Origin of the sequence: Kitasatospora sp. SC0581 (assembly GCF_048159585.1) — a bacterium.
Taxonomy (GTDB): Bacteria; Actinomycetota; Actinomycetes; order Streptomycetales; family Streptomycetaceae; genus Kitasatospora.
The window spans coordinates 17634-42404 of sequence record NZ_JBLRWA010000012.1 but is presented as its reverse complement, the minus strand read 5'-3'; the positions used below and the strand labels follow the sequence as shown (position 1 = coordinate 42404).

At 72.6% G+C, this 24771-nt stretch carries 19 protein-coding genes; 2 read left to right on the top strand and 17 right to left on the bottom strand.

From position 1 onward, the window contains the following. Positions 1-37 precede the first annotated feature (37 nt). From ACLWS4_RS19950 to ACLWS4_RS19875, 16 genes are all read right to left on the bottom strand, one after another. Positions 38-976, bottom strand: a complete 939-nt coding sequence (locus ACLWS4_RS19950) for a CU044_5270 family protein (protein ID WP_416874809.1) — start codon at positions 974-976, stop codon at positions 38-40. Beyond that, on the bottom strand, positions 973-1605 hold the full coding sequence (locus ACLWS4_RS19945) for an RNA polymerase sigma factor (RefSeq protein ID WP_380745455.1): 633 nt from the start codon (positions 1603-1605) through the stop codon (positions 973-975). Before ACLWS4_RS19945 ends, ACLWS4_RS19950 begins: the two co-directional genes overlap by 4 nt. 111 nt (positions 1606-1716) lie before the next feature. Continuing rightward, positions 1717-2550 carry a hypothetical protein gene (locus ACLWS4_RS19940; protein WP_380780881.1) on the bottom strand — a complete coding sequence of 278 codons (834 nt, stop codon included), beginning with the start codon at positions 2548-2550 and terminating at the stop codon, positions 1717-1719. Between the two features lie 71 nt (positions 2551-2621). After that, positions 2622-3428, bottom strand: a complete 807-nt coding sequence (locus ACLWS4_RS19935) for a hypothetical protein (RefSeq protein ID WP_416874808.1) — start codon at positions 3426-3428, stop codon at positions 2622-2624. Between the two features lie 122 nt (positions 3429-3550). Then, positions 3551-4525, bottom strand: coding sequence for an enoyl-CoA hydratase/isomerase family protein (locus tag ACLWS4_RS19930; protein ID WP_416874807.1), 975 nt, complete (start codon positions 4523-4525; stop codon positions 3551-3553). Next, on the bottom strand, positions 4522-5793 hold the full coding sequence (locus ACLWS4_RS19925) for a cytochrome P450 (RefSeq protein ID WP_416874862.1): 1272 nt from the start codon (positions 5791-5793) through the stop codon (positions 4522-4524). The genes ACLWS4_RS19930 and ACLWS4_RS19925 overlap by 4 nt, the downstream gene beginning before the upstream one ends. Before the next feature lie 310 nt (positions 5794-6103). Beyond that, a complete protein-coding gene (locus tag ACLWS4_RS19920) occupies positions 6104-7492 on the bottom strand; it encodes a cytochrome P450 (RefSeq protein ID WP_074005014.1) in 1389 nt (462 codons plus the stop codon). A 91-nt stretch (positions 7493-7583) separates the two neighbouring features. Next, positions 7584-8174, bottom strand: coding sequence for a GTP-binding protein (locus ACLWS4_RS19915; RefSeq protein WP_074005013.1), 591 nt, complete (start codon positions 8172-8174; stop codon positions 7584-7586). Next, on the bottom strand, positions 8149-8523 hold the full coding sequence (locus tag ACLWS4_RS19910) for a DUF742 domain-containing protein (RefSeq protein ID WP_049653843.1): 375 nt from the start codon (positions 8521-8523) through the stop codon (positions 8149-8151). The genes ACLWS4_RS19915 and ACLWS4_RS19910 overlap by 26 nt, the downstream gene beginning before the upstream one ends. Then, positions 8520-8921, bottom strand: coding sequence for a roadblock/LC7 domain-containing protein (locus ACLWS4_RS19905; protein ID WP_049653846.1), 402 nt, complete (start codon positions 8919-8921; stop codon positions 8520-8522). Before ACLWS4_RS19905 ends, ACLWS4_RS19910 begins: the two co-directional genes overlap by 4 nt. Then, the gene (locus ACLWS4_RS19900; protein WP_049653847.1) at positions 8918-10201 is read right to left on the bottom strand and encodes an ATP-binding protein; all 1284 of its coding nucleotides are present in this window, start codon (positions 10199-10201) and stop codon (positions 8918-8920) included. The genes ACLWS4_RS19905 and ACLWS4_RS19900 overlap by 4 nt, the downstream gene beginning before the upstream one ends. A 467-nt stretch (positions 10202-10668) precedes the next feature. Beyond that, positions 10669-15615 (bottom strand): NAD-glutamate dehydrogenase, encoded by a 4947-nt coding sequence (locus tag ACLWS4_RS19895; protein ID WP_416874806.1) that lies wholly within the window; start codon positions 15613-15615, stop codon positions 10669-10671. A gap of 284 nt (positions 15616-15899) precedes the next feature. Continuing rightward, positions 15900-17525: an L-glutamate gamma-semialdehyde dehydrogenase gene (pruA, locus tag ACLWS4_RS19890; protein ID WP_117491750.1), complete on the bottom strand. Its 1626-nt coding sequence runs from the start codon at positions 17523-17525 to the stop codon at positions 15900-15902. A 154-nt stretch (positions 17526-17679) separates the two neighbouring features. Next, on the bottom strand, positions 17680-18336 hold the full coding sequence (locus ACLWS4_RS19885) for an HAD family hydrolase (RefSeq protein ID WP_416874805.1): 657 nt from the start codon (positions 18334-18336) through the stop codon (positions 17680-17682). Between the two features lie 47 nt (positions 18337-18383). Then, the gene (locus ACLWS4_RS19880) at positions 18384-18893 is read right to left on the bottom strand and encodes a DUF6912 family protein (protein WP_049653861.1); all 510 of its coding nucleotides are present in this window, start codon (positions 18891-18893) and stop codon (positions 18384-18386) included. A 175-nt stretch (positions 18894-19068) separates the two neighbouring features. Beyond that, positions 19069-20199 (bottom strand): patatin-like phospholipase family protein, encoded by a 1131-nt coding sequence (locus ACLWS4_RS19875; protein ID WP_416874804.1) that lies wholly within the window; start codon positions 20197-20199, stop codon positions 19069-19071. A gap of 334 nt (positions 20200-20533) precedes the next feature. On the opposite strand from ACLWS4_RS19875, the gene ACLWS4_RS19870 reads away from it, so the two are divergent. Further along, on the top strand, positions 20534-21010 hold the full coding sequence (locus tag ACLWS4_RS19870; protein ID WP_416874803.1) for an Rv3235 family protein: 477 nt from the start codon (positions 20534-20536) through the stop codon (positions 21008-21010). A gap of 122 nt (positions 21011-21132) precedes the next feature. Here the strand turns inward: ACLWS4_RS19870 and secA are convergent, their stop codons facing one another. Further along, the gene (gene secA, locus ACLWS4_RS19865; protein ID WP_049657305.1) at positions 21133-23895 is read right to left on the bottom strand and encodes a preprotein translocase subunit SecA; all 2763 of its coding nucleotides are present in this window, start codon (positions 23893-23895) and stop codon (positions 21133-21135) included. A 255-nt stretch (positions 23896-24150) separates the two neighbouring features. Between secA and ACLWS4_RS19860 the strand changes: the two genes are divergently transcribed. Continuing rightward, a complete protein-coding gene (locus tag ACLWS4_RS19860; RefSeq protein WP_416874802.1) occupies positions 24151-24708 on the top strand; it encodes a GNAT family N-acetyltransferase in 558 nt (185 codons plus the stop codon). The last annotated feature ends 63 nt before the right edge of the window (positions 24709-24771 follow it).

The following is a 24771-nucleotide window of genomic DNA, read 5'->3' as shown; positions in this document are numbered from 1 at the left end:
CATCGCACCATCGCCGCCCGCAGAAGCGCGCCTCTCCTCAGGGACGGGTGCCGGGCTGGTCGACGACGGCGCGGGCGAGGACGGCCATCTGGCTGGTGATGTCGCCCTTCCTGAAGGTCGCGCCGTCGGTGACGGCGACGCTGCGCTCGCCGAGGTAGGTGTAGTCGGTGCTGTCGAAGATCCACTGGACCTCGACCCTCGCACCGCTGTCCCGGCGCGCGACCGCGATGCCGGGGCGGCCTGCCGCGTCGGTCACCGAGTCGATCACCCTGACGCCGGGGATCTTCGCGGCCGCCCGGTAGAGCGCAGCGCTGACGGCCGGTGGGGCGATCTGGTCGCGCAGGAGGTCGCCGACGGTCCTGAACGCCTCCTCGTCGGGGCCGGGCCCGTGGCCTTCGGTGTCCGCGTGGATCCTGGCCAGCAGCGCATCCGGGTCGGTCGGCAGGGCGGCGACGTAGGCGTAGCTGCCGAACCTCCCGGCGTTCGGCACGGGTTCGGCCTCCCCGTGCTCGTCGCTTCCTCCGGGGTTCGGCAGGTGCCCGTCCACGAGCAGCAGTCCCCGCTTGCTGCCGTCAACGGACGTCCAGAGCTCCCGGGTCTGCGGCGCCTCGCCCTGCGACTTCGCCCAGTTGTCCAGGCTCTTCACGTAGACGAACTGGTCCCCGCGCGCCGCCGGGGCGGGCTGCTGTTCGGCGGCCCGCGCCGCGCGGTCCAGGACCACGGCCGCGACCGGCCGCGTGGGGTCGGCGCCCCGCTCGGTCGGCCCGCCGGCCAGCACCAGGGACAGCGCCAGGCCGCCCGCCAGCGCGGGCAGGGCCACCCAGCCGAGCCGCTTCCGCCGGGGCGCGGCCGCCGGCCCGCGCGCGAACTCGCTCATCAGGTGCCCCCGCAGCTGCCGCCGGCGGTCGGCGGGGAGCCCCGGCCCCGTGGGCGGTGGCAGCAGTTCGTCCTCGTTCATCGGATTCATCGGACTCATCGGGTCCTCCCCGGTGTCGTCGACCTGGCCGCTTCGGTGCGGCCACCCCGTACCTGTCCGGTGTCCGGAGCGGGTTCCCGCCCGCCCCGGAGCTCCTCGTCCACCAGCGCGCGCAGCTTGGTGCGGGCGCGCGAGAGCCGGGAGCGCACCGTGCCGATCGGCACCCCGAGTGCCTCGGCCGCGCTCACGTAGTCCAGGCCCGCCAGGACGCAGAGGCCGAACACCTCGCGCTCCGCCTTCCGCAGCCCGCCCAGCGCCCGCCGGACGGCGGCGAGCCGGGCGTCGTCGTCGAGCCGCCCGGCCAGCTCCTCGGCGAAGTCCGGCAGGACGCCCCGCTCGGGCAGCCGCGCCAGCGCCGCCCGGTGCCGCCGGGCCGCCCGGGTCGTGTTGCGCAGGACCTGGGCGGCTATCCCGAACAGCCAGGGCCGCACCGGCCCGTCGTCCTCCCGCAACCGGCCGCGCAGGCGCCACGCTTCGAGGAACGTCAGCTGGACGACGTCCTCCGCCGCGGCCCGGTCCCCCACCACCCGCACCGCGTACCGGTACAGATCGTCCGCCGTCTCATCGAACAGCTCCCCGAACGCCCACTGGTCGCCGCTCCTCAATCGCGCCCGCTGTGACAGTTCCACACCCCCACCTGTCCGCACGGGCCGCCGGGTTCCCGCCGGAGCACGGCAGAGGGCCCCGCCGAACCGGACGGTTCGGCGGGGCCCTCGTCGACCGGTCGGACGATCAGACGGTCAGGCGCACTTGATGTCGCGGTTCACCGCGGCCATCCCGGCGACCTTCCCGGCGTCCACCGTGAACTCGTACTGCCAGCCCGGCTGCCCCTCGACCGGCAGCACGTACCTGCCGCTCTTGTCCTGCTGGAGGCCCTTGGCGCCGTACGCCTGCTGGAGCGCCTCCAGGGTGGAGCCGGCGCCGATGCCCTCGGCCGTCCTCGCCTCCGCCGGGGCGGCCAGCTCGCGCAGGCCCGCCTCCGCGAAGGAGACCCGGCCGGTGGTCAGGTACGCCTTGTCCTTGGCCTCCTGCGCCACCCTCAGGTCGACCAGGGCCATCGTCGAGTCGGCGATCAGCTTGGCGGCGGCGGCCGAGTCCTTGGCCCCGGCGGCCGAGCCCGCGGCGGCGGCCGCCGCGTCCTTGGCGGAGGCGTTCGGCGGCAGGGTGCCCGCCGGGGCGGGCGCCTTCCCACTGGCCGCGTCGGCCTTGGCGCTGAGGTCCTTGTAGCGGGCCTCGGTGGCCGCCTCGGCGGCCATCCGGGCCTGGTCCGGCGCCGGTCCGCCCTTGTAGACGAAGTCCGTGCAGCCGCCGAGCAGCGAGACCGGTGACGCCTCCAGGGCGCCGGTGGCCAGCCCGGCGTCCTTGGCCATGCCCGGCTTGATCCCCTGGTACCCGGCCGCCGCGAAGGCCTCCGGGCCCTTCGTCGTGGGCGCCGCCGAGGGTGCCGCGGCGGCGCCCCCGGCCTTCGCCGAGTCCTTCTTGTCGTCGGACGAGCAGGCCGCCGCCGAGGCGGCCAGCAGTACTACCGAGATGCCCACGCCCACCGCGCGGACCGTGGCCCGGTTCTTCCCCATGTCACAAACCCCCACATGATCTTTCGAGGGTCACCGTACCGAGGGTGCGGCCACGATCCACAACCGGTTTCTCAGGCGCAGTAGGTGTTGTGCTTCACCAGGGCGAGCCCGGCGACCTTGCCGTCGGCCATGGTGAACTCGTAGAACCAGTCCGGGCCGCCGCTGCCGCTCTCGGACGGGAGCTCGTAACCGCCCTCCTTGATCGGCTTGAGGTCCCTGCCCTCGTAGGCGCGCTTGAGCTCCTCCTCCGTCGAGCCGGCGCCGATGCCCTCGGCGGTGCGGGCGCCCGCCGGGGCGACCAGCTGGCGCAGGCCCTCGGTGCCGAAGTTGACCCGGCCGGTGGCCAGGAAGGCCTGGTCCCGGTTCTTGCGGGCGGGCCCGAGGAGGTCCAGGTCCTTGTAGAGCACGGCCATCTCCCGCCGCCCCGCCTCGGTCTGGTCGAGCTGCTCCCGAAGGCCCGCGAGGTACTCCTGCAGCTCCTTCGACGAGGCCCCGGACGGCGGGGACGCGAGCGGCTTCCTGGCCGCCTTGATCTCGTCGATCCTGGCCAGGGCCTTGTCGGCCTTCGTACGGACCTCCGCCTCGGCCGCCATCCGGACCGGGTCCGGCGCCGGGCCGCCCTTGTACGCGTAGTCGGTGCAGCCGTTGAGCAGCGAGACCGGCGACGGCTCCAGGGCTCCGGAGGTGAGCGCCTCCTCCTTGGTCATCGAGAGCTGGAGCCCGCGGTAGCCGGCGGCGCCGAACGGCTGCGGCGGTGTACTGGCCGCCGCCTCGGCAGCGCCGCCCCCGTCTCCCCCGCAGGCCGCCGCTCCGGCCATGACCAGCGCCGTCGTCAGTACGGCCCCGGCCACGCGCCCGCCGCGCGTCGTCCCCACCATGATCATCTCTCCTTCGTCGACCGCACACGGTAGCGAACGTGCGGGCACGATCGACAACCGGCTCCCCCACGCACGGAAGGGGCCCGCGTCCGAGGACGCGGGCCCCTTCGCGCACGCACCGGTCAGGAGGCCGGCCCCCGGTCGGCCAGGCTCCGGGTGTAGTGGGCGGCGGCCAGGACGGAGGCCATCAGCTCGGAGTCCAGCACGGCGGCGTCGGCCAGCCGGGTGGCCGACGCGTGGGAGGCGAGCAGCGTCTTGGTGACCCGCAGGGCGGCCTCGGAGCGGCGCGTGATGGGCCGGGCCCACTCGGCCACCGCCTCGTCCAGCTCCTGCTCGGGGACGACCCGCTGCAGGATGGCGAGCTCCCGCGCCTCCACCGCGCCGACCGGGCGGCCGGTGAGGATGATCTCGCGGACCCGGGCCGCGCCGACCTCGTGCAGCAGCCGGGGCAGCAGGCCGCCCCAGGCGACGGGCAGGCCCAGGGCCAGTTCGGGCAGCCGGAAGACGGCGTTGTCGGCGCCGGCCCGCAGGTCGCAGGCGAGCGCCAGGGCGAAGCCGGCACCGGTCGCCCGGCCCTGGACCCGGGCGATGGTGACGGCGGGGCTGTTGACGAGGGCGTCGCAGACCCGGCGGGCCTTGTCCCCGTAGGCCCGTATGCGGCCGCCGGTCGGGTCCTCGTCCAGGCCCGCGAGGAGTTCGTCGCGGTCGCCGCCGAGGCAGAAGTCGCGGCCGGCCGCGGAGAGCACGATCACCCGCACGGCCGGGTCGGGGACGGCGAGGAGGGCGAGGAGTTCGTCCAGCATGGCCGAGGTGACGGCGTTCCCCGTCCCCGGGCTGTCCAGCTCGACGTGGAGCACCGCGCCCCGGAGCTCGGAACGGACCGTACGGGCGGGCGCGGGTTCGGGGACCACCGCGGCTTCGGGAGCGGGAGCGCCTTCGGGAGCGGGAGCGCCTTCGGGGACCGGCGGGGACTGCGGGACCGGCGCCGACTGAGGGGCCGGCGGGTACCATCCGGTCGTCGTCGAGGGGTGCGGGACGTACGGCGGCGGCTGCATCGCGTACGGGGGGTACTGGGGAGCCTGCGGGGAGACGTTCATGCGGACACTCTCAGGGACGTCACCCGGTGGAAGACCATCCGGGGCGCGTGCTCCGGCGGGCTCACCGCCCGCAGCGTCGGGAAGCGCTCCAGCAGTTGACCGATCAGGGCCCTCGCCTCCAGCCGGGCCAGGCCCGCGCCGAGGCAGTAGTGGGCGCCGCCGCCGAAGGTGAGGTGGGTGCCCCGGCGGAGCGGGTCGAAGGCGTGCGGGTCCGGGTTGCGTCGCGGGTCGCGGTTGGCCGCGCCGTACATCACGTGGACCATGGTGTCCTTGGGGAGGAACGTTCCGGCCAGCACGGTGTCCTCGCCCGCGACGCGGCTGTTGACGCGGATCGGCGGGTCGTAGCGCAGCGCCTCGTCGATCGCCTCGTCGATGTGCTCGGGCCGCTCCCGCAGCCACTCCCACGTCCCGGGCGACCGCAGCAGCTGCCACACCAGCGAGGAGAGCAGCGTCGCCGTGGTCTCCAGCGAGGCGATGGTGACGAACATGGTGAGCTGGTAGACCATCCGGTCGGTGGCCTCGGGGTCGGACTCCAGCGCGTCCCAGGTGCGGATCCAGCCGGCGATCACGTCGTCGCCGTCGTTGTCGCGGCGCTCCCGGACGAGCCGGGTGAAGTACTCGCGAAGGTCCATGGTGGCCTGCTCGGAGACCGCCAGCTGGCTCTTGGTGGGCAGCAGTTCCTGGGCGTGCACCTGGTTGTGGGTCATCGTCAGGATGTGCGGGTAGTCCGCGCGGGGGATGTCCAGCCAGCGCCCGATGGTGCCGATCGGCAGCTGCTCGCTGACCACGGAGGCGAAGTCCGCCTCGCCGTCCGCCTGTATTCGCTCGGCCAGGCGGTCGAGCAGTTCGCTGGCGTCGGCCTCGATCCGCGGCGTCATGTCCCGGAGGGTGTTGCGGTCGAAGAGGCTGCCGAGGCTGCGCCGCTGCCGGGTGTGCTCGGGGGCGTTGAGGCGGGAGAGGGTGCGGCTCATCTCCTGGGTGGCGACGGCCTCCCAGCGCTCCGTCCCGGTCTGCCGCTCCTGCCAGGCGAAGTCGGGGACGAGCCAGGTCCTGCCGCGCAGGACCTGGTCGCAGGCCTCGTAACCGGTGACCAGGTAGCCGCCCCAGGGCGCCGGGACGAGGTCCCCGAGCGCCCGCAGCCCGTCGTAGACCGGGCTCGGGTCGGCGAGCCCCTCGGCCGACCGCAGCCTCCGCAGCAGCGGGACGGCGGCACGGCGGTCGACCCTGCCGTCAGGGTGCTCCGACTCCGCGGGGCGGGCTTCCAACATGGCGGTCACACGGGCTCCTTCAACACGCGGGCGGGCAGTACGGCGGCGTACTACCCAGCACCAGCGCGCTCAAGCGTCGATCCGTGTTGCCCCCATCACGTACTGCACCGTCGTCGCACGCCGTTCACCTCGCGGTGACCGAACGTCCGGTGACCGAACGGCTGGTACCCGAACGGCCCGTGACCGGACGGCCCGTGACCGAACGGCCGGTGACCGAACGGCCGGTGACCGAACGGCCCGTGACCGAACAGCCGGTGGCCGGACGGCCCACGACGGCGGGTCGGGCCGGGAGCCCGGAGCCCGGGACGCCTCAGACCCGGAAGACGTCCAGGAAGGAGCTCCACCAGCCCTTCTTCTGCGGGGCCCGGGCCGGACCGGCGGCGGCCTGCGGGTACGCCTGCACCTGCTCGGCGGCGGCCTGCGCGGGTGCGGGAGCAGGGGCGGTGTCCGCGCCCACGGCCGGCCCCGCGGTGCGGGCGGCCACCGGGCTGAACCGCACCGGCAGCGAGACCAGGCCGCGCTGGAACGGGCCCGGCCGCCACTCGACGCTCTCCGCGGGCACCGCGAGCGTGACGTCCGGGAGCGCGTTGAGCAGGCACTCGATCGCGCTCAGGGCGATCAGCTGGGCCGGGGACTTGGCCGGGCAGGCGTGCGGGCCGGCGCCCCAGGCCAGGTGGGCCCCCTTGCTGAGGGTCAGTCGGGCGTCGGTCAGCACCGGGTCGCTGTTGGCGGCGGCGAAGCTGATCACCACCGGGCTGCCGGCGTCCATCGGGACGCCGCCCAGGTTGAGGTCCTGCATCGGGTAGTGCGTCGCGTAGTTGGCGATCGGCGGGTTGTTCCACAGCACGTCGTCGAGGGCGTCCTCGATGCGCAGTCCGGCACCGCCCTCGCCGGACAGCAGCAGGAGCAGCGCGTTGCCGATGAGGTTGCGCTCGGGCTCGACGCCGGCGCCCATCAGCATGACCAGCTGGTCCTTGAGCTCCTCGTCCCGCAGCCCGGCCGGGTGCTGGATGAGCCAGGAGGTGATGTCGTCGCCCGGCTGGCGGCGCTTCAGCGCGACCAGGTCCATCAGGCAGGAGGTCAGCTCCTCGTTGGCCTGGATCACGTCGAGGCCGTCGAAGAGCGCGGACATGCTGCGGGTCAGCCGGTCGCCGATGTCGGCCGGGCAGCCGAACAGCTGGTTGAACAGCAGCAGCGGCAGCAGCTTGGCGTAGTCGTTGAGCAGGTCGGCCCGGCCCAGCGCGCTGAACTGGTCGATCAGGTAGCCGGCGATCCGCTCGACGTGCCGGTTGAGCCGGTTGTCGTTGAGCCGGTCCAGGCTCTCGGTGACGGCCTTGCGCAGCCGCAGGTGCTCGGCGCCGTCCGTGAAGAGGCAGTTGGGCCGGTAGAACATCATCGGCAGGACGGGGCTGTCCATCGGCACCCGGCCCTCGTTCAGCGCCGCCCAGCGCCGCGAGTCCCGGGCGAACATGCCCGGGTTCTGCAGCACCCGCAGCGCGGCCTCGTGCGAGGTGACCAGGGTGGCGTCCACCCCCGGCGCCAACTCCACCGGCGCGGCCGGGCCGTTGGCGCGCAGCTTGTCGTAGACCGCGCCGGGGTCGGCCGAGAACATCTCCCCGTAGAGCGGCGTGCTCACGCCGGCGTGCATCGGGCAGCCCGGCGGAGGCGACTGCGGTACGGGTCGCTGCAGAGATTCCATGGGTCGTTCCTTGGAGGAGGCCCCGGGCGGGTGCGGGACCCGGGAGACGTGAGGGGAGGAAGGCGTGGGGGAGGGAGGAGCCGTGGGGAGGTCAGGAGGCGCGGTCGAGCAGGTGCCGGACGAGCGTCAGCAGGGCGTTGGCCGAGGAGCGCTGGTCCCGCGCGTCGCAGAACACCACCGGCGTGTGCGGCAGCAGGTCGAGCGCCTCGCGCAGCTGGTCCTCGGTGTACCCGCTCTCCCGGTCGAAGCTGTTGACCGCGACCGCGTACTCCAGGCCGTACTGCTCGATCAGGTCGATGACGGGGAAGGTGTCCGCGAGGCGGGTCGGGTCGGCCAGCAGCAGCGCCCCCAGCGCCCCCCGCGCCATGTCCTCCCAGAGCTGCATGAACCGCTGCTGGCCCGGCGTACCGAACAGGTACAGCACCAGGTCGTCGCCGAGCGTCAGCCGGCCGAAGTCCAGGGCGACGGTCGTGGTCTTCTTGTCCGGCGCCCCGCGGAGGTCGTCGACGCGGATGGACGCCTGCGTCATGCTCTCCTCGGTGCTCAGCGGGGCGATCTCCGACAGGGCCCCGATGAGCGTCGTCTTGCCGACCGCGAAGTGCCCCACGACCAGGATCTTGACAGCGGTCGTCACCGCGCCCGGGACGTAGATGTCCTCAGGCGAACCGGCGTTGAAGTCCATGCAGTACCTTCTCTAGAAGTCTCGGGTCCGGGGCCTGGGCCGGGGGCGGGGCCGACCGCCGCAGCAGCCGCCCCTCACGGATCAGGTCCGTCAGCAGCAGCCTCACGACCCCCACCGGCAGCTCCAGCCGGGCCGCGACCTCGGCCACCGAGAGGTAGCCGCCGGAGCACAGCTCCCAGATCGCCCGGGTCTCCGGGCTCGGCAGCGCGGGGAGGTCCTGCTCGGGCGCGATGGTGACCAGGGTGATCAGAGACAGGTCGTCCGCACTCGGTAACGCGCGCCCACCGGTGATGACGTAGGAGCGGATGAAGCCGCCGGAGACCCGCTGTTCCTCGCCGCCGGTCGTCATGAGCCGCTGAGCGTGCTCTGGCGCGGCGCCGCCGACATCGCCCGTCCGAGCGCGCCCACCTGCTGCTGCATCCGGAAGGACATCGCCTCCATGTCGACGTCGGGGGCGGTGGAGGCGGCCAGGTACGCGCCGCTGCCGGCCGCGATCAGGAAGATCCAGCCGTGGTCGTACTCCAGGAGGGTCTGGCGCCAGACCCCGGCGCCGCCGCCGACGAACGGGGCGACCGCGCGGCTCAGCGACTGCATCGAGCTCATCGCGGCGGCGTTGGTCTCCGCCTCGTCACGGCCGATCTCGCTGGACCGTTCGAGCAGGAGGCCGTCGGCGGAGACGAGGATAGCGTGCCGGGCGCCCGGTACCTGGAGTACGTCGTTGAGCACCCAGGAAAGATCGCGGCTCACTGGATCTCGGTTCCTTCCGTGGTCATGGTGTTGCGCCCGGACAGCGTGCCGCGCTGGAACGCGCCGAGGCGGGACGGCGTGTACTGGCCGGTGCCCCGCGGATCCTCGGCCCGACCGGGACCGGGCTCCTGCGGGGTGGGGACGACCGACACGGGACGCTGGCGGCGGCGCCGGGGCAGCAGTCCGTCCGCTGTCGTCTCCGGTCCCGCCGTCGCCGCGTACGGCGTCGGCACCGGGGCCAGGGGCGCCGTCGGCTCGGACAGCGACACGAGCCGCTGGCCGGCACCCGGCGCCCAGGCCTGCGCGGGCTGCTCCACCGGCGCGGCCTGGTAGTCGGGGTAGTCGGTGTGCTCGGCGACGGGCGGGGCCGCGACCTCGCTGCTCAGCAGCTCGGCCGGCAGCAGCACCACGGCCCGCACGCCCCCGTACGGGGAGACGGAGTCGACGGAGACCCGGAAGCCGTAGCGGGCGGCCAGCATGCCGGAGACGGCGAAGCCGAACTTCGGGGGGTTGCCCAGGCTGGTGAGGCTGATCGGCGCGCCCGGGTTCAGGAGCAGCGACGCGCGGTCCTTCTCCTCCTGGCCCATGCCGAGGCCGGCGTCGTCGATGATCAGGCAGACGCCGGTGGGGACGGCCTGGACGCTGACCTCCACCGGGGTGTCCGGGGCGGAGTAGTTGGTCGCGTTGGCGAGCAGCTCGGACAGCACGACGGCGACCGGCTCGACGACCTTGCTGGCGAGCGAGACGCTGACCCGGGAGTGGATCCGCACCCGGTCGAAGTGCCGGATCCGGCCCTGGGCGCTGCGGACCACGTCGAAGACCGAGGCGACGCTCTCACGGCGGCCCAACCAGCCGCCGCAGAGCACCGCGATGCCCTGGGCACGCCGACCGAACTGGCTGTTGGTGTGGTCGATCGTCATCAGGTCGGCGAGGATCTGCGGGCTGTCGCCGTACTTCCGCTGCACCTTGTCGATGACGATCTGCTGCTCGTCGGCCAAGCCCTGCAGCGTCCGCATCGCCGCCTTGAGGACGGCCTTGGTGTCCTCCTCGGCGTCCCGGCGGACGGCCGTCAGCTCGGAGGCGTGCTGGCCCTGCAGGCGGTCGTGCAGCACGGCGAGTTCCTCGCGCTGCCGCTGTGCCAGGGCGCTCTCCTCCTCCAGCGAGGCGTTGCGCCGTCGCAGGGCGAGGTTCGTCCGGCGGGCCTGGAGGGCCGCTCCGACGGATACGAGCATCACCACGATGAAGACCCAGAAAAAGGGTTCCTGCACAAATGACGTCATGAAACTCTCTTCAGGTGGCATCGCGTGGGGCCGGTCCGGGCCCCGGAACGCGAATGGGACTGGCGGCCTGAACCTCTCCGAAAGGCACCCGATGTCACACCACATCGAAGTGCGTTCCGGTACGAGACCTGCGGCGACGCCTATCGCGGAGTCAGCCTACTGCACCTCATGCCATGTCAGAACAGATAGCAAAAAGGGCAGTTGGGGCGAAATTCCACGACTTGCTGGGAACTCTGACAAGAAATGGCGGCATTCGTGACGCCGCGTTAACCATAGGGACACATCCCGACCACACTTCGATTCGCGCGCAGCGTGATTCCGCTGTCACGCTCCGGAATTGACGGACCTCAGGACGGACCTCCGGACGACTTCTCCGGTGGGCCGTCGGACGGCCCTCCGGGCGGGCGGCCGGACATGCGGAAGGGGCCCGCGTCCGTGGACGCGGGCCCCTCCGGTACAGCCGTCCGTCAGCGCATCGAACCGGTGCGCAGCAGGGTGCGGATGACGCGCATCGCGACCGAGAGGCTGGACAGCTCGTAGTTGTCCGAACCCCTTATGTCGTCGAGGGTGCTCTTGGCGCGGTTCAGCAGGGTCGCGTTGAGCTCGGCCCAGGCGGTGTACCGCTCCTCCGGGGTGGCGCCCTCGGGGCCGCAGGCCAGGATGTCGGCGGTCAGCGCCGCGTGCGCCGCGAAGAGGTCCTCGCGGATCGCGGCCCGGGCCATCGACGACCAGCGGTCGGTGCGGGGCAGCTCGATGATGCGGTCGAGCAGGTGCGAGATCTGGAGCCGGTCGCCCAGGTCGTAGTAGAGGTCGGCGACCTCGGCGACGTCCTTGCCGGAGCGGTCCGCGACCTCGGCGACGTCCAGGGTCGGGAAGACCGAGGAGAGGCCGGCGATCCGGGTGGCCAGCTCCTCCGGCACGCCGGCCGCGGCGAGCTCGCCGTAGATCGACTCGAACCAGGTCAGGTCCTCGCCACGGAGCGGCTTGGGCAGCGACGCCCAGACCTGGTTGACCCGGTCGTGGAAGAACTCGATGGTGCCGGCGATGTCGAGCGGCTGGCGGCGGTTGTTGAGCATCCACCGGGTGGCGCGCTCGACCAGGCGCCGCGAGTGCAGCCGCATCTTGGTCTGCACCCGGGCCGGGACCTTGTTGTCCAGGTCCTCGATCTCGGCCCAGATCGGCTCCAGGTCGAAGACGGCCCGCGCGGCGGTGTGCGTCCGGGCGATCTCCTCGTAGGTCGCGCCGGTCTCCTCCTTCAGGCGGAAGGCGAAGGTGCAGCCACCGCGGTTGATCGTGTCGTTGACGATCAGCGTGGTGATGATCTCGCGGCGCAGCGCGTGGTTGTCGATCGCGTCGGCGAACCTCGCCCGCAGCGCGGTCGGGAAGTACTCGTGCAGCGAGGTGCGGAAGAACGGGTCGTCCGGCAGCTCGGTGGCCAGCAGCTCCTCGGCCAGGATGATCTTGGTGTAGGCGAGCAGGACGGACATCTCGGGCTGCGAGAGGCCGCGGCCGTTCTGCTGGCGCTCACGGATCTGGCGCTCGGCGGGCAGGAACTCCAGCCCGCGGTCCAGCTGGCCGGCCGACTCGAAGCGGCTGATCATCCGGGCGTGCACGTTGACCATGCTGTGCGCCTGGGCGACGGCGTTGGCCAGCACCACGTTCTGCGCGTAGTTGTTGCGCAGCACCAGGTGGCCGACCTCGTCGGTCATCTCGGCCAGCAGGACGTTGCGCTGCTTGACCGTCATGTCGCCCTCGGCGACCACCTGGTTGAGCAGGATCTTGATGTTGACCTCGTGGTCCGAGGTGTCCACACCGGCCGAGTTGTCGATCGCGTCGGTGTCGATCCAGCCGCCGGTGCCCTCCGGGCCGCCGGTGGCCGCGTACTCGATGCGGCCGAGCTGGGTGCAGCCGAGGTTGCCGCCCTCGCCGATGACCCGGGCCCGGACCTGCTCGCCGTTGACCCGGATGGCGTCGTTGGACTTGTCGCCCACCTCGGCGTTGGTCTCGGTGGAGGCCTTGACGTAGGTGCCGATGCCGCCGTTCCAGAACAGGTCGACCGGGGCCTGGAGGACGGCCCGCATCAGCTCGGCCGGGGTCAGCTTGGTCGCCGACACGCCGAGGGCGGCGCGGACCTGCGGGGTCAGCTGGATCGACTTGGCGCTGCGCGGGAAGACCCCGCCGCCGGCCGAGATCAGCGACCGGTCGTAGTCGTCCCAGGAGCTGCGCGGCAGCTCGAACAGGCGGCGGCGCTCGGCGTACGAGGAGGCCGCCTCCGGGTTCGGGTCCAGGAAGATGTGGCGGTGGTCGAAGGCGGCGACCAGGCGGATGTGCTCGCTGAGCAGCATGCCGTTGCCGAAGACGTCGCCGGACATGTCGCCGATGCCGATGACGGTGAAGTCCTCGGTCTGGGTGTCGACGCCGAGCTCGCGGAAGTTGCGCTTGACCGATTCCCAGGCGCCGCGGGCGGTGATGCCCATGCCCTTGTGGTCGTAGCCGGCCGAGCCGCCGGAGGCGAACGCGTCGCCCAGCCAGAAGCCGTAGGACTCGGCGACGCCGTTGGCGATGTCCGAGAAGGTCGCGGTGCCCTTGTCGGCGGCGACGACCAGGTAGGTGTCGTCCTCGTCGTGGCGGACCACGTCGGCCGGGTGCACGACCTCGCCGCCGACCAGGTTGTCGGTGATGTCGAGCAGCGCCGAGATGAAGGTCTTGTACGAGGAGACGCCCTCGGCCAGCCAGGCGTCGCGGTCGACCGCCGGGTCCGGCAGCTGCTTGGCGACGAAGCCGCCCTTGGCGCCGACCGGGACGATGACGGTGTTCTTGACCATCTGCGCCTTGACCAGGCCCAGGATCTCGGTGCGGAAGTCCTCGCGCCGGTCGGACCAGCGCAGACCGCCGCGGGCGACCTTGCCGAAGCGCAGGTGGACGCCCTCGACCTGCGGCGAGTAGACCCAGATCTCGAACGCCGGGCGCGGGGCCGGCAGGTCCGGGATGGCCTTCGGGTCGAACTTCATCGACACGTAGGAGTGCCACTCGCCGGAGGCGGCGTGCTGGAAGAAGTTGGTCCGCAGGGTGGCCTTGATGAGGTTCAGGAAGGAGCGCAGGATGCGGTCCTCGTCCAGCGAGACGACCTCGTCGAGGGCGCCGGACAGCTCCTCCAGGATGCCCTCGGTCAGCTCCAGGGCGCCCGCGCGGTGGCTCGGGCTCAGCCGGGCCTCGAACAGGTTGACCAGCAGCCGGGTGGAGTGGGTGTTGTTGCGGAGCGCGTCCTCCATGTAGTCCTGGGAGAACGTGGAGCCCGCCTGGCGCAGGTACTTGGCGTACGCGCGCAGCATCATCGCCTGGCGCCAGGTCAGCCCGGCGGTCAGCACCAGCTCGTTGAAGCCGTCGTTCTCGGCCTTGCCGGTCCAGGTGGCGGCGAAGGTCTCCTGGAAGCGCTCGCGGGCCTCGTCGGTGAGCTCGGTGGCCTCGCGCAGCTTCAGGCCGAAGTCGTAGACCCACGCGGTGCTGCCGTCGGAGCGGCGCAGCGCGTACGGGTGCTCGTCCAGCACCTCGACGCCCAGGCGCTGGAGCACCGGCAGGACCTCGGTCAGCGAGATCGGGCCGCCGACCCGGTAGATCTTGAAGCGGCGCTCGTCGTCGCCGGCGCCGACCGGCTGGTACAGGTTCAGGCGGAAGTCGCCCTCGCCGTGCAGCGACTCGATCTGCTTGATGTCGGCGACGGCGGTGCGCGGCGGGAAGTCGGCGCGGTAGCCGTCGGGGAAGGCGTTGGCGTACTTGTGGCCGAGCTCGGCGGCCCGCTCCTCGCCCAGCTCGGTGTGCAGCTGGTCGTGGAAGCCGTCCATCCAGAACCGGGCGGCCTCGGCCAGCCGGTTCTCGATCCGCTCGATGTCCGTGTCGCTGAGGTGCGGCAGCGCGGTGCCCGGGGCGACCCGGACGACGAAGTGCAGACGGGTCAGCACCGACTCGGTGGCGTACACCGTGTAGTCGATGGTGGCGCCGTTCAGCTCCTCCTTGAGGATGTCGGTGATCAGCAGCCGGATGCGCGTGGTGTAGCGGTCGCGCGGCAGGTAGATGAACGCCGAGAAGTAGCGCCCGTACTCGTCCTGGCGCAGGAACAGCCGCAGCTTGCGGCGCTCCTGGAGGTAGAGCACGCTCGTCGCGATGGAGAGCAGCTCGGAGGCCGGGGTCTGGAAGATCTCGTCCCGCGGGAAGGTCTCCATGATCTGGAGCAGGTCGCGGCCGTCGTGGCTCTCGCTGGAGAAGCCGGAGTCCTCCAGCACCTCCTGGACCTTGCGGCGCACGACCGGGATGCGGGTGACCGACTCGGTGTAGGCGGCGGAGGAGAACAGGCCGAGGAAGCGGCGCTCGCCGACCGGCTCGCCGGCGGCGTTGAACTTCTTCACGCCGACGTAGTCCAGGTAGGCCGGGCGGTGCACGGTGGACCGGCTGTTGGCCTTGGTCAGGACGAGCAGCTTCTTCTCGTGGGCCTTGGCGCGCACCGGCGCGGAGAGCCGGCCGAAGGCCTCGCTGACGGCGTGGTGGGCGTCGTCGTGGCTGTGCGGGTCGGAGCGCAGGATGCCGAGGCCGGTCCCGGCGACGGCCTTGAGGACCTCCTCGCCCTCGTGCTCGACCAGGTCGTACTCGCGGTAGCCGAGGAAGGTGAAGTGGTCGTCGGCGAGCCAGCGCATCAGCTCCCAGGCCTCGCCGACCTCCTGCTCGGGCAGGCCGGCCGGGGGCTCCTCGGCCAGCTCGTCGGCCAGGCGCAGCGCGCTCTCGCGCATCTTGCCCCAGTCCTCGACGACCTCGCGGACGTCGCCGAGCACGCGGCGCAGGTCGGCCTCGATGGCGCGCAGGTCCTCGCGGTCGGTCTCGCGGTCGACCTCGATGTGCATCCACGACTCGACGGTCGCGTCGGCGGGCCACTCGGTGCCGGCGGCCTGGCTGCGGGAGCAGGCGTCGACGTCCAGGATCTCCAGCAGCTTGCCGGTGATGTCGCGGCGGACGACCAGCTGGGGGTGGATCACGACGTGGATCGCGCGGTCCTGGCGGGACAGCTCGTTGGTGACGGAGTCGACCAGGAAGGGCATGTCGTCCGTGACGACCTCGACCACGGTGTGGCCGCAGGACCAGCCGTTCTCCTCGACCGAGGGGGTGTGGACCCGCACCTCGGCGGTGCCCTGCGGGCGCTTGAGGCCCAGGCGGTAGTGGGAGGCGGCCGCGCCGTACACGTCGACCGGGTCTCTGTCGACCAGGTCGTCGGGCGCGGTGTGGAGGTAGTAGTGGTGCAGGTACGCGGTCAGAGCGCCGTTGCTCAGACCCTCCCCCGGCGCCGCTCCCCCCACCTGGCTGTTCTCAGCGGCTGCGGCTGCCTTCTTGAGCAGTTCGGCCTTGGCTGCGTCCAGCTTGGTCTGCATGACTTCTTGGCTCCTGTCGCGCGCCGTTGCGTGACTCGGTGGTGTGTGGATGTACACCGACGGGTCACCGCAATCCTGCCGCACCATCCGACTGAAAGGGGCTCATGGCACGCATGAAACGCCCTCCCAGCGGGTAGGACGTTCCGTTCGTCCTGCAGCCACCCGACGACGCCAGCCAGCCTAACCGGATCAATCGAAGGTGGACAGGGACAGGTCGGCGCAAACCCGCAGGAAGTCGGGTCCGTCCTGGACAGCATGTCCAAACCGGAGCCCGGTGTTCACTCTCAGCCCATGTGCGGGTGGCCGTGGTGGGTCGGCGGGACGAAGGTCTCCTTGATCGACCGGGCCGAGGTCCAGCGCAGCAGGTTCTGCGCGGCGCCCGCCTTGTCGTTGGTGCCGGAGGCCCGGCCGCCGCCGAAGGGCTGCTGGCCGACCACCGCGCCGGTCGGCTTGTCGTTGATGTAGAAGTTCCCCGCGGTGAACCGCAGCTCCTCGACGGCCTGCGCGATGGCGTAACGATCCTGCGCGATCACCGAGCCGGTCAGGCCGTACGGGGCGCCGGCGTCGACCCGGCGCAGCACGTCGTCCCAGCGGGAGTCCTCGTAGACGTGGACGGCGAGGATCGGACCGAAGTACTCGGTCCGGAAGATCTCGCCCCGGTGGTCGGAGGAGACCAGCACGGTCGGCCGGACGAACCAGCCGATCGCGTCGTCGTACTGTCCTCCGGCCGCCAGTTCGATCGTCGGATCGGCCTTCGCCCGATCGATGGCGTCCCGGTTCTTCTCGAAGGCGCGCCGGTCGATCAGGGCGCCCATGAAGTTGGACAGGTCGGTCACGTCGCCCACCGCGAGCGCGTCCACCTCGGCCAGGAAGTCGTCCTTGATCCGCTGCCAGAGGCTGCGCGGCAGGTAGGCGCGGGAGAGCGCCGAGCACTTCTGGCCCTGGTACTCGAAGGCGCCGCGGATCAGCGCGGTCCTCAGGATCTCCGGGTCGGCCGAGCGGTGGGCCAGCAGGAAGTCCTTGCCGCCGGTCTCGCCGACGATCCTCGGGTACGTGCGGTAGCCGCCGATGTTGGCGCCGACGGTCTGCCACAGGGAGCGGAAGGTGGCGGTGGAGCCGGTGAAGTGCAGCCCCGCGAACGCCGGGTCGGCGAGCACCACCGGGGAGACCTGGAGGCCGTCGCCGGTCACCAGGTTGATCACCCCGGGCGGCAGGCCGGCCGCCTCCAGCAGCCGCATCAGGTGGTACGCGGCCAGGGTCTGGGTCGGCGCGGGCTTCCAGACCACGGTGTTGCCCATCAGCGCGGGGGCGGTCGGCAGATTGCCGGCGATCGCGGTGAAGTTGAACGGGGTGACCGCGTAGACGAAACCTTCCAGCGGGCGGTGGTCGGTGCGGTTCCACACGCCGGGCGAGGAGATCGGCTGGTCCGCCAGGATCTGCCGGGCGAACCCCACGTTGAACCGCCAGAAATCGATCAGCTCGCAGGCGGAGTCGATCTCCGCCTGCTGCGCGGTCTTGGACTGGCCGAGCATGGTGGCCGCGTTGAGCGTCTCCCGCCAGGGACCGGCCAGCAGGTCGGCGGCGCGCAGGAAGACCGCCGCGCGGTCGTCGAAGGAGAGCGAGCGCCACTGCCGGCCGGCGGCCAGCGCCGCGTCCACCGCCGCCCGGGCGTCCTCCCGGGTGGCGTTGCCGAGCACGCCCAGCTTGGCGGCGTGGTGGTGCGGCTGCACCACCTCGATCCGCTCGCCGCCGCCGAAGCGCTGCTCGCCGCCGATCGTCATCGGCAGCGGGACCTGCTCGGCCGCCAGGTCGTCCAGCCGCCGCACCAGCCGGTCCCGCTCCGGGCTGCCGGGCGCGTACGCCCGCACCGGCTCGTTGACCGGGACCGGCACCTCGGTGACTGCGTCGATGGGCATGGCGGGCTCCGTCCTGGGGCTGGTCGGGTGTGACACCAGCCTGACCAGCCGGGGCGCGATCCGCCCGCTCAGACACGCGGACGGCGGACGTGGCGCCCGCCACGTCCGCCGGTATCCCGTCCCGCCCCTTCCGGGCGGGCCCCGGGGTTCAGCCCGTGATCCGGCCCGCCAGCTCGACCGCCTCGGCCAGGCTGTCCACCACCGGGACGCCGACCGGCTCCAGCTTCTCCCGGGTGTGCGAACCACCGGTGTAGAGCACCGCGTGGGCGCCCGCGCCCAGCGCCGCCAGGGCGTCGTCCGCGGCGTCGCCGATCAGCACCGTACGGGCCGGGTCCACCCGCTCGCCCAGCGCGGCCAGGTGCCGGGTCAGGTGCTCCGCCTTCTGTCCGCCGGACGGGCCGCTGCGGCCGTCCACCCGCAGGAAACCGCTGCTCAGGCCGAAGGTGTCGACCAGCGGCACCAGCTTGTCGTGCTCGTACATCGACAGCAGCGACTGGCTGTTCCCGGCCTCCCGCCAGCCGTCCAACAGCTCGCGCACGCCCTCGGTCAGCCCGCAGGACGGGCTGAGCTCCCGGTAGCGGTCGTGGAACGCGTCGTCGAGCCTCAGCCACTCCTCCGCGGAGGGCGTCCGGCCGAGCAGGCGCTGGTAGAAGCGGGGAATCGGGATCTCGTACTGCTCGCGGTACTCCTGGAGCGTCATCGGCCCGACGCCGATGGTCGCGAACGCGGCGTTGCTCGCCCCGAGCACGGCCTCCATGTCGTGGAAGAGCGTGCCGTTCCAGTCCCAAACGATGTGAGTGTGCACGGGGTGAAACGGTAACCCGGCCGGGTGACACGCCGGTAGGGCGGAACTCACCCGAGCAGGGAGGGGATCTCCTGGGTCGCGAACCAGAGCAGGTCATGGTCCTCGGCGCCGTCCACGGTGAACTGGGCGTCCTGGTCGCCGGCGTCGGCCGCGGCCACCGCCGCCACCGCCGCCGCGACGTCCGTGACCACCTCGTCGTCGGACACGTCGGCGTGCACCGCGGCCGCCTTGGCCAGCCGCACCGGGCCGGCCAGCACCACCCGGCCGAGCGAGGCCTGGTCCTGGTACTCGTCGCCGGGGAACGGCCGCACCGACCCGTCCGCCACGTCCAGCGCCACCACCACCCGGCGGCGCGGGGCCCCCGGGTCGGCGGCCAGCAGCCGCAGCGAGGACTGGGCGGCCCGGTTCAGCGCCGCGTACTCCAGCTCCTCCAGGTCGTCGCTGACGTACCACTCGCGCAGCGCGGGCGTCACCGCGTACGCGGCGGACTGGTCCAGGGCGCCGCCCTCGTGCGCCGCCGCCAGGCCGGCCAGGGTGGTGGGCACGTACACGCGCATCGGGGGCACTCTCCGGTTCGTCCAGCGGGGTTCGTCCAGCAGCACAGTCTCCAGCGCCCCAAGAATAAGCGCCGCCGGGCCGCCCGTGATCACCCCTGGTCCGGGGGCGGGCGCCCGCGGCCGGGGCCGTACGGTGCCCGCGCCGGGCCCACGTCGGCGCCGCGCCGGGCCCGCGCTAGGCCCGGAGCGCCTCCCGGCTGGTGCGCAGGGCGCTCTCCAGGACGGCGCCGCGGCGGGCCGGGTCCATCATGTTCGGGCCCATCACCGCGAGGTCCGCCAGGGTCGGCGCGAGCAGCCGCACCCGGACGCCCTCGGCCCGCAGCTGGGCGGCCTCGCGCAGCAGCTGCCGGGTGACGGCGTGGCGGTAGCGGCTCACCAGCTGGGCGAGCACTCCGCGCGGACGGTCCCGGGCGCGCCACTCGCGCAGGGCGGCCAGGGTGTCACGGCCGCCCCCGAGCCGGCCCTCCCGGCCGCCCTGCCCCTCCCGGTCCTCCCGGCCCCGCCGCCCGGCCCGCCCCGGCCTCGGGTCCAGCCGCAGGGCCATCGGGGCGAGCACGTACACCTCGTCCAGCCCCCGGCCGAGCATCAGGTCGGCGTTGGTGGCGGACCAGCAGCCGCCGTCCACGTACGCCGAGCCGTCCAGCCGCACCGGCGCGAACCAGCCGGGGATCGCGCAGGAGGCCATCACGGCGTCGGGCACCGGGACGGCCGGGGCGTCCGGGTCGCCGAAGACCACCCGGCGGCCGCTGCGGTAGTCCACGGCCACCACCCGCAGCGGCGATCCCCCGCCGCCGGGCTCCGGCCCTCCCCCGTCGCCGAGCAGGCCGCGCACCAGCTCGCCGACCGGCGCCAGCGAGCCGCGGCCGTGCGGCGCGATCGCCGAGACCATGGTCAGCAGCGGGTACTCGCGCGGGTGCCGGACGGCGTCCCGCAGCAGGCCGGGCGAGCCGATCCCGGCCCGGGGGCGGGGCGGCAGCGCGCCGCCGACGGCGGTGTCGTAGTCGAAGGCCGTCCCGGCCAGCGGCCCCTCGGTGATCGGCAGGCCGCGCTGGTGGTCGCGCAGCTGCTCGGGGCGGACGCCGCCGGCCAGCATCGCGGCGAGGATCGCGCCCGCCGAGGTGCCCAGCAGGACGGCCGCCCCGCCCGGCTGCCGCCCGGTGGCCTCCTCGACGGCGCACAGCGCGCCGACCGTCCAGGCCGCGCCGAGCATCCCGCCGCCGCCCAGCACCACGCCGTACCGCGGCACGCCTTCACCGGCGGGCGGGGCGGTGCCCGCGGCCGCCGGGGCCGCCACCCGTGTCGTCATACCGGCCGTCCCTCGTCGTGGGAGCCCGGCGGTCCGCTCCCGGTCAGGCTCCGATGGTGCGCGCCGCGCCCGTACGGCGCAATGCGGCGGCCGGGCGCCGCCACCCGGTCCGCCCAGCCGGAGCGTCCCCTTTTGGACCGTACGGCCCGTCCCCGCACGTCAACCGGGCGCCGTCGGACGGCCCCTCCGGCCCGGCGCCGCACAGGCCGGTTCCCCCGGATAGGTGAATTCGGCGGCCCGTCCCGGCCGCCCCGGAAACCCGTTGCCGCCCCGCGCGGGACGCCCCCAGCCTGGACCCGTCCGTACCCGCACCACCCAGCCGAGGAGCCACCCCGTGACCGTCCGGTACAGCGCCCACCCCGCCGCCCGCCCGTACCGCCGTCCGCGTGACGCCGGCGGCTGCGAGCCGGCCGGCCGCCGCCCGCGCCACCCGCGCGCCGCCTGCACCGGCGCCCCCGGGCCGGACTCGGGGCCGAACGCCGGGCCGGGCTCCGGAGCCTTGGCCGCCCGGTTCGCCCGCCAGCTGGTCGAGGTGCTCACCGGCGCCCGGCCCTCCGGCCAGCTGATGCGGCACACCAGCCTGGACGGCTACGGGCAGCTCGCCTCGCTGGTCCGGGCCGGCGCGCTGCGCCGCGGCGGCCCCGCCGACCGGCCCCGGCTCGGCCCGGTGCACGACCGCTCGCCCTCACCCGACGCGGTCGAGGCCTGCGTGCGGGTCGACCTCGGCCGGCGCCACCACATGGTGGCCTTCCGGCTGGAGCAGCGCGGCCCGGCCGGGCAGTGGCAGTGCACCGCCGTGGAGGCCCGGTGAGCGCCCCGCCGCGCGCCCGCCGGTACGGACCACACGCCCGGCGGTACGGAACGGCGCAGGGCGCCGTCCCGGTCCGGGAACGGCGCCCTGCGTGGCGTCCTGGCTGGTGGCCGGCGGCCGGCTCAGCCCTTGCGGCGGCGGCCCTTGGCCGACTTGGCGGCCTTGCGGCGCTCGGCGCGGGTCATCCCGTCGCCCTCGTCCTCCGGCGCGAGGTCGTCGAAGTCGCCCTCGATGACACCGCCGCCGACCTCGTCCGAGGGGGCCGTGTAGTGCAGCCGCTGCGGCTTCGGGGCCTCCAGGCCCTTGGCCTTGATCTCCGGGCGGGCGGCGTCCTTCTCCAGCTTGTCGAGCGCCACCTGGGCGTCCTCGACCGGGACCTCCTCGACCTGCTGCTCGACCTGGACCTCCAGGTTGAACAGGTAGCCGACGGACTCCTCCTTGATGCCCTCCATCATCGCGGTGAACATGTCGAAGCCCTCCCGCTGGTACTCGACCAGCGGGTCGCGCTGCGCCATGGCCCGCAGGCCGATGCCCTCCTGGAGGTAGTCCATCTCGTAGAGGTGCTCGCGCCAGCGGCGGTCCAGCACCGACAGCACGACCCGGCGCTCCAGCTCGCGCATGATCTCCGCGCCCAGCTGGTCCTCGCGGGCGCCGTACTGGCCCTGGATGTCCTCCTGAACGGACTTGATCAGGAACTCGGGGGTCAGCCCGGCCGGGCCGCCGGCCTCCTCCTCCAGCTCCTCCAGGTCCAGGGTGACCGGGTAGAGCTGCTTGAGCGCGGTCCAGAGCTTGTCCAGGTCCCAGTCGTCCTCGAAGCCCTCGCCGGTGGCCGCGCGGACGTACGCCTCGACGGTGTCGTCCATGAAGTGGCCGACCTGCTCCTGGAGGTCCTCGCCCTCCAGCACCCGGCGGCGCTCGCCGTAGATGACCTCGCGCTGGCGGTTGAGCACCTCGTCGTACTTGAGGACGTTCTTGCGGATCTCGAAGTTCTGCTGCTCGACCTGGGTCTGCGCGGAGGCGATGGCGCGGGTGACCATCTTGGACTCGATCGGCACGTCCTCGGGGACGTTGGCCATCGAGAGCACGCGCTCGACCATGCCGGCCTTGAACAGGCGCATCAGGTCGTCGCCCAGCGACAGGTAGAAGCGGGACTCGCCCGGGTCGCCCTGACGGCCGGAGCGGCCGCGCAGCTGGTTGTCGATCCGGCGGGACTCGTGCCGCTCGGTGCCGAGGACGTAGAGGCCGCCGGCCTCCTTGACCTCGTCCTGCTCGGCCTTCACCGAGGCCTTGGCCTTCTCCAGCGCGGCCGGGAAGGCGGCCTCGTACTCCTCCGGGGTGTCCGTCGGGGTGAGCCCGCGCTGCGCCAGCTCGGCCGCCGCGAGGTGGTCGGAGTTGCCGCCCAGCATGATGTCGGTGCCTCGGCCGGCCATGTTGGTGGCGACGGTGACGGCGCCCTTGCGGCCGGCCTGCGCGACGATCTGCGCCTCGCGCTCGTGGTGCTTGGCGTTCAGCACCTCGTGCGGGATGCCGCGCTTGCGCAGCTCCTGCGACAGGTACTCGGACTTCTCGACCGACACGGTGCCGACCAGCACCGGCTGGCCCTTCTCGTGCTTCTCGGCGATGTCCTCGACCACGGCGGCGAACTTGGCCGGCTCCGACTTGTAGATCAGGTCGGGCTGGTCGATGCGCAGCGGCGTCTTGTTGGTCGGGATCGGCACCACGCCGAGCTTGTAGATCTGGTGGAACTCGGCGGCCTCGGTGGTGCCGGTACCGGTCATGCCCGCGAGCTTGTCGTACAGGCGGAAGAAGTTCTGCAGGGTGATGGTGGCCAGGGTCTGGTTCTCGTTCTGGACCTCCACCCCCTCCTTGGCCTCGATCGCCTGGTGCATGCCCTCGTTGTAGCGGCGGCCGGCCAGGATGCGGCCGGTGTGCTCGTCGACGATCATGACCTCGCCGTTCATCACGACGTAGTCCTTGTCCCGCTTGTACAGCTCCTTCGCCTTGATGGCGTTGTTCAGGAAGCCGACCAGCGGGGTGTTCACCGACTCGTAGAGGTTGTCGATGCCCAGGTAGTCCTCGACCCGGCTGACGCCCTCCTCCAGGATGCCGACCGTGCGCTTCTTCTCGTCGACCTCGTAGTCCCGGTCGATCTTCAGGCGCAGCACCAGCTTGGAGAAGTCGGCGTACCACTTGGTCGCCTGGTCCGCCGGGCCGGAGATGATCAGCGGGGTACGGGCCTCGTCGATCAGGATCGAGTCGACCTCGTCGACGACCGCGAAGTAGTGGCCGCGCTGGACGAGTTCGTCCTGCGACCAGGCCATGTTGTCGCGCAGGTAGTCGAAGCCGAACTCGTTGTTCGTGCCGTACGTGATGTCCATCCCGTACTGGCGCTTGCGCTCGGCGGGCGTCATGTTGGCCAGGATCACGCCGACTTCGAGGCCGAGGAAGCGGTGCACCCGGCCCATCCACTCCGAGTCGCGCTCGGCGAGGTAGTCGTTGACGGTGATCAGGTGGACGCCCTTGCCCGTCAGCGCGTTCAGGTACGCGGGCAGCGTGCCGACGAGGGTCTTGCCCTCACCGGTGCGCATCTCGGCGACGTACCCGTGGTGCAGCGCGGCGCCGCCCATGAGCTGGACGTCGTAGTGCCGCTGGCCGAGCACGCGCTTGGCGGCCTCGCGGACGGTGGCGAACGCCTCGGGGAGGATGTCGTCCAGGGTCTCGCCGTCCGCGAGCCGCTGCTTGTACTCGTCGGTCAGTGCGCGCAGCTCGGCGTCGGTGAGGTTGACGAAGTCCTCTTCGATGGAGTTGACCTGGGCGGCAATCCGCTGCAGCTTGCGAAGGATCTTGCCCTCGCCGGCGCGCAGGATCTTGTCGAAGACGGACACGATGAGCGGGCTCCTTGCCTGTATTGGCACTGGACGACTGCACGGCGGGTCCACCCCACCGCACGGGCCATCGTATGCGAGGAGTCCAACCCCCCGGGAGGTGCGTCAGCACGGTATTCCCGTGTCACCCTGGCGAGCACATGGCCCGATAGCACCGTCCACCGGGACAAAACGGTCGGCGGGTCGTGGAGTTGGACGCCAAGGCGGGCGAATAATCGGATGCCCGCCTTCCTCCCCTGGCGGAATAATCCGTTCATGGACGAACTTCGCGCCGAACTTCCCAACCTCACCACCGACCGACTGGTCCTGCGCCCCCCGCAGGAGTCGGACATCGACGCGGTCTACGCCGCCTGCCAGGATCCGGAGATCCAGCGCTGGACGGTCGTCCCGTCGCCCTACCGCCGCGAGGACGCCGAGTTCTTCGTACGCGATCTCGCCATCGAGGGCCGGCGCACCGGGGCGAACCTGATCTGGTGCGTGTTCGAGCGCGAGTCCGGCACCCTGGTCGGCTCCCAGGGGCTCGTCCTGCGCCCCCAGGACCCGGGCTGCGCAGAGATCGGCTGGTGGGCCGTGAAGGAGTTCCGCGGCCGCGGCTACACCACCGAGGCCGCGCGCGCCGTCTCCCACTACGGCCTGCGCGAGCTGGGCCTGCGCCGCCTGGAGTGGCTGGCCTACGTCGGCAACGACGGCTCCCGCGCGGTCGCCGAGAAGGCCGGCTACCGCTTCGAGGGCACCCTGCGCTCGTACGCCGAGCAGCGCGGCGCCTTCCACGACTCCTGGATCGCCTCCCTGCTGCCCTCCGACCTGGCCTGAGCCCTCCGCCCCGCCCCGGGCGCTCCGCCCGGACCCGGGCCCGCGCTGTCGGTGCCCCGGACT

What these genes read in the sequence shown, in the direction of transcription:
- ACLWS4_RS19940 (WP_380780881.1), bottom strand. Translation starts at nt 2,550, where the DNA reads ATGGGGAAGAACCGGGCCACGGTCCGCGCGGTGGGCGTGGGCATCTCG.
- ACLWS4_RS19900 (WP_049653847.1), bottom strand. Translation starts at nt 10,201, where the DNA reads ATGACGTCATTTGTGCAGGAACCCTTTTTCTGGGTCTTCATCGTGGTG.
- ACLWS4_RS19930 (WP_416874807.1), bottom strand. Translation starts at nt 4,525, where the DNA reads ATGAACGTCTCCCCGCAGGCTCCCCAGTACCCCCCGTACGCGATGCAG.
- ACLWS4_RS19910 (WP_049653843.1), bottom strand. Translation starts at nt 8,523, where the DNA reads ATGACGACCGGCGGCGAGGAACAGCGGGTCTCCGGCGGCTTCATCCGC.
- ACLWS4_RS19950 (WP_416874809.1), bottom strand. Translation starts at nt 976, where the DNA reads ATGAGTCCGATGAATCCGATGAACGAGGACGAACTGCTGCCACCGCCC.
- ACLWS4_RS19875 (WP_416874804.1), bottom strand. Translation starts at nt 20,199, where the DNA reads ATGACGACACGGGTGGCGGCCCCGGCGGCCGCGGGCACCGCCCCGCCC.
- ACLWS4_RS19895 (WP_416874806.1), bottom strand. Translation starts at nt 15,615, where the DNA reads ATGCAGACCAAGCTGGACGCAGCCAAGGCCGAACTGCTCAAGAAGGCA.
- ACLWS4_RS19915 (WP_074005013.1), bottom strand. Translation starts at nt 8,174, where the DNA reads ATGGACTTCAACGCCGGTTCGCCTGAGGACATCTACGTCCCGGGCGCG.
- ACLWS4_RS19880 (WP_049653861.1), bottom strand. Translation starts at nt 18,893, where the DNA reads ATGCGCGTGTACGTGCCCACCACCCTGGCCGGCCTGGCGGCGGCGCAC.
- ACLWS4_RS19920 (WP_074005014.1), bottom strand. Translation starts at nt 7,492, where the DNA reads ATGGAATCTCTGCAGCGACCCGTACCGCAGTCGCCTCCGCCGGGCTGC.
- ACLWS4_RS19935 (WP_416874808.1), bottom strand. Translation starts at nt 3,428, where the DNA reads ATGGTGGGGACGACGCGCGGCGGGCGCGTGGCCGGGGCCGTACTGACG.
- ACLWS4_RS19925 (WP_416874862.1), bottom strand. Translation starts at nt 5,793, where the DNA reads ATGTTGGAAGCCCGCCCCGCGGAGTCGGAGCACCCTGACGGCAGGGTC.
- ACLWS4_RS19860 (WP_416874802.1), top strand. Translation starts at nt 24,151, where the DNA reads ATGGACGAACTTCGCGCCGAACTTCCCAACCTCACCACCGACCGACTG.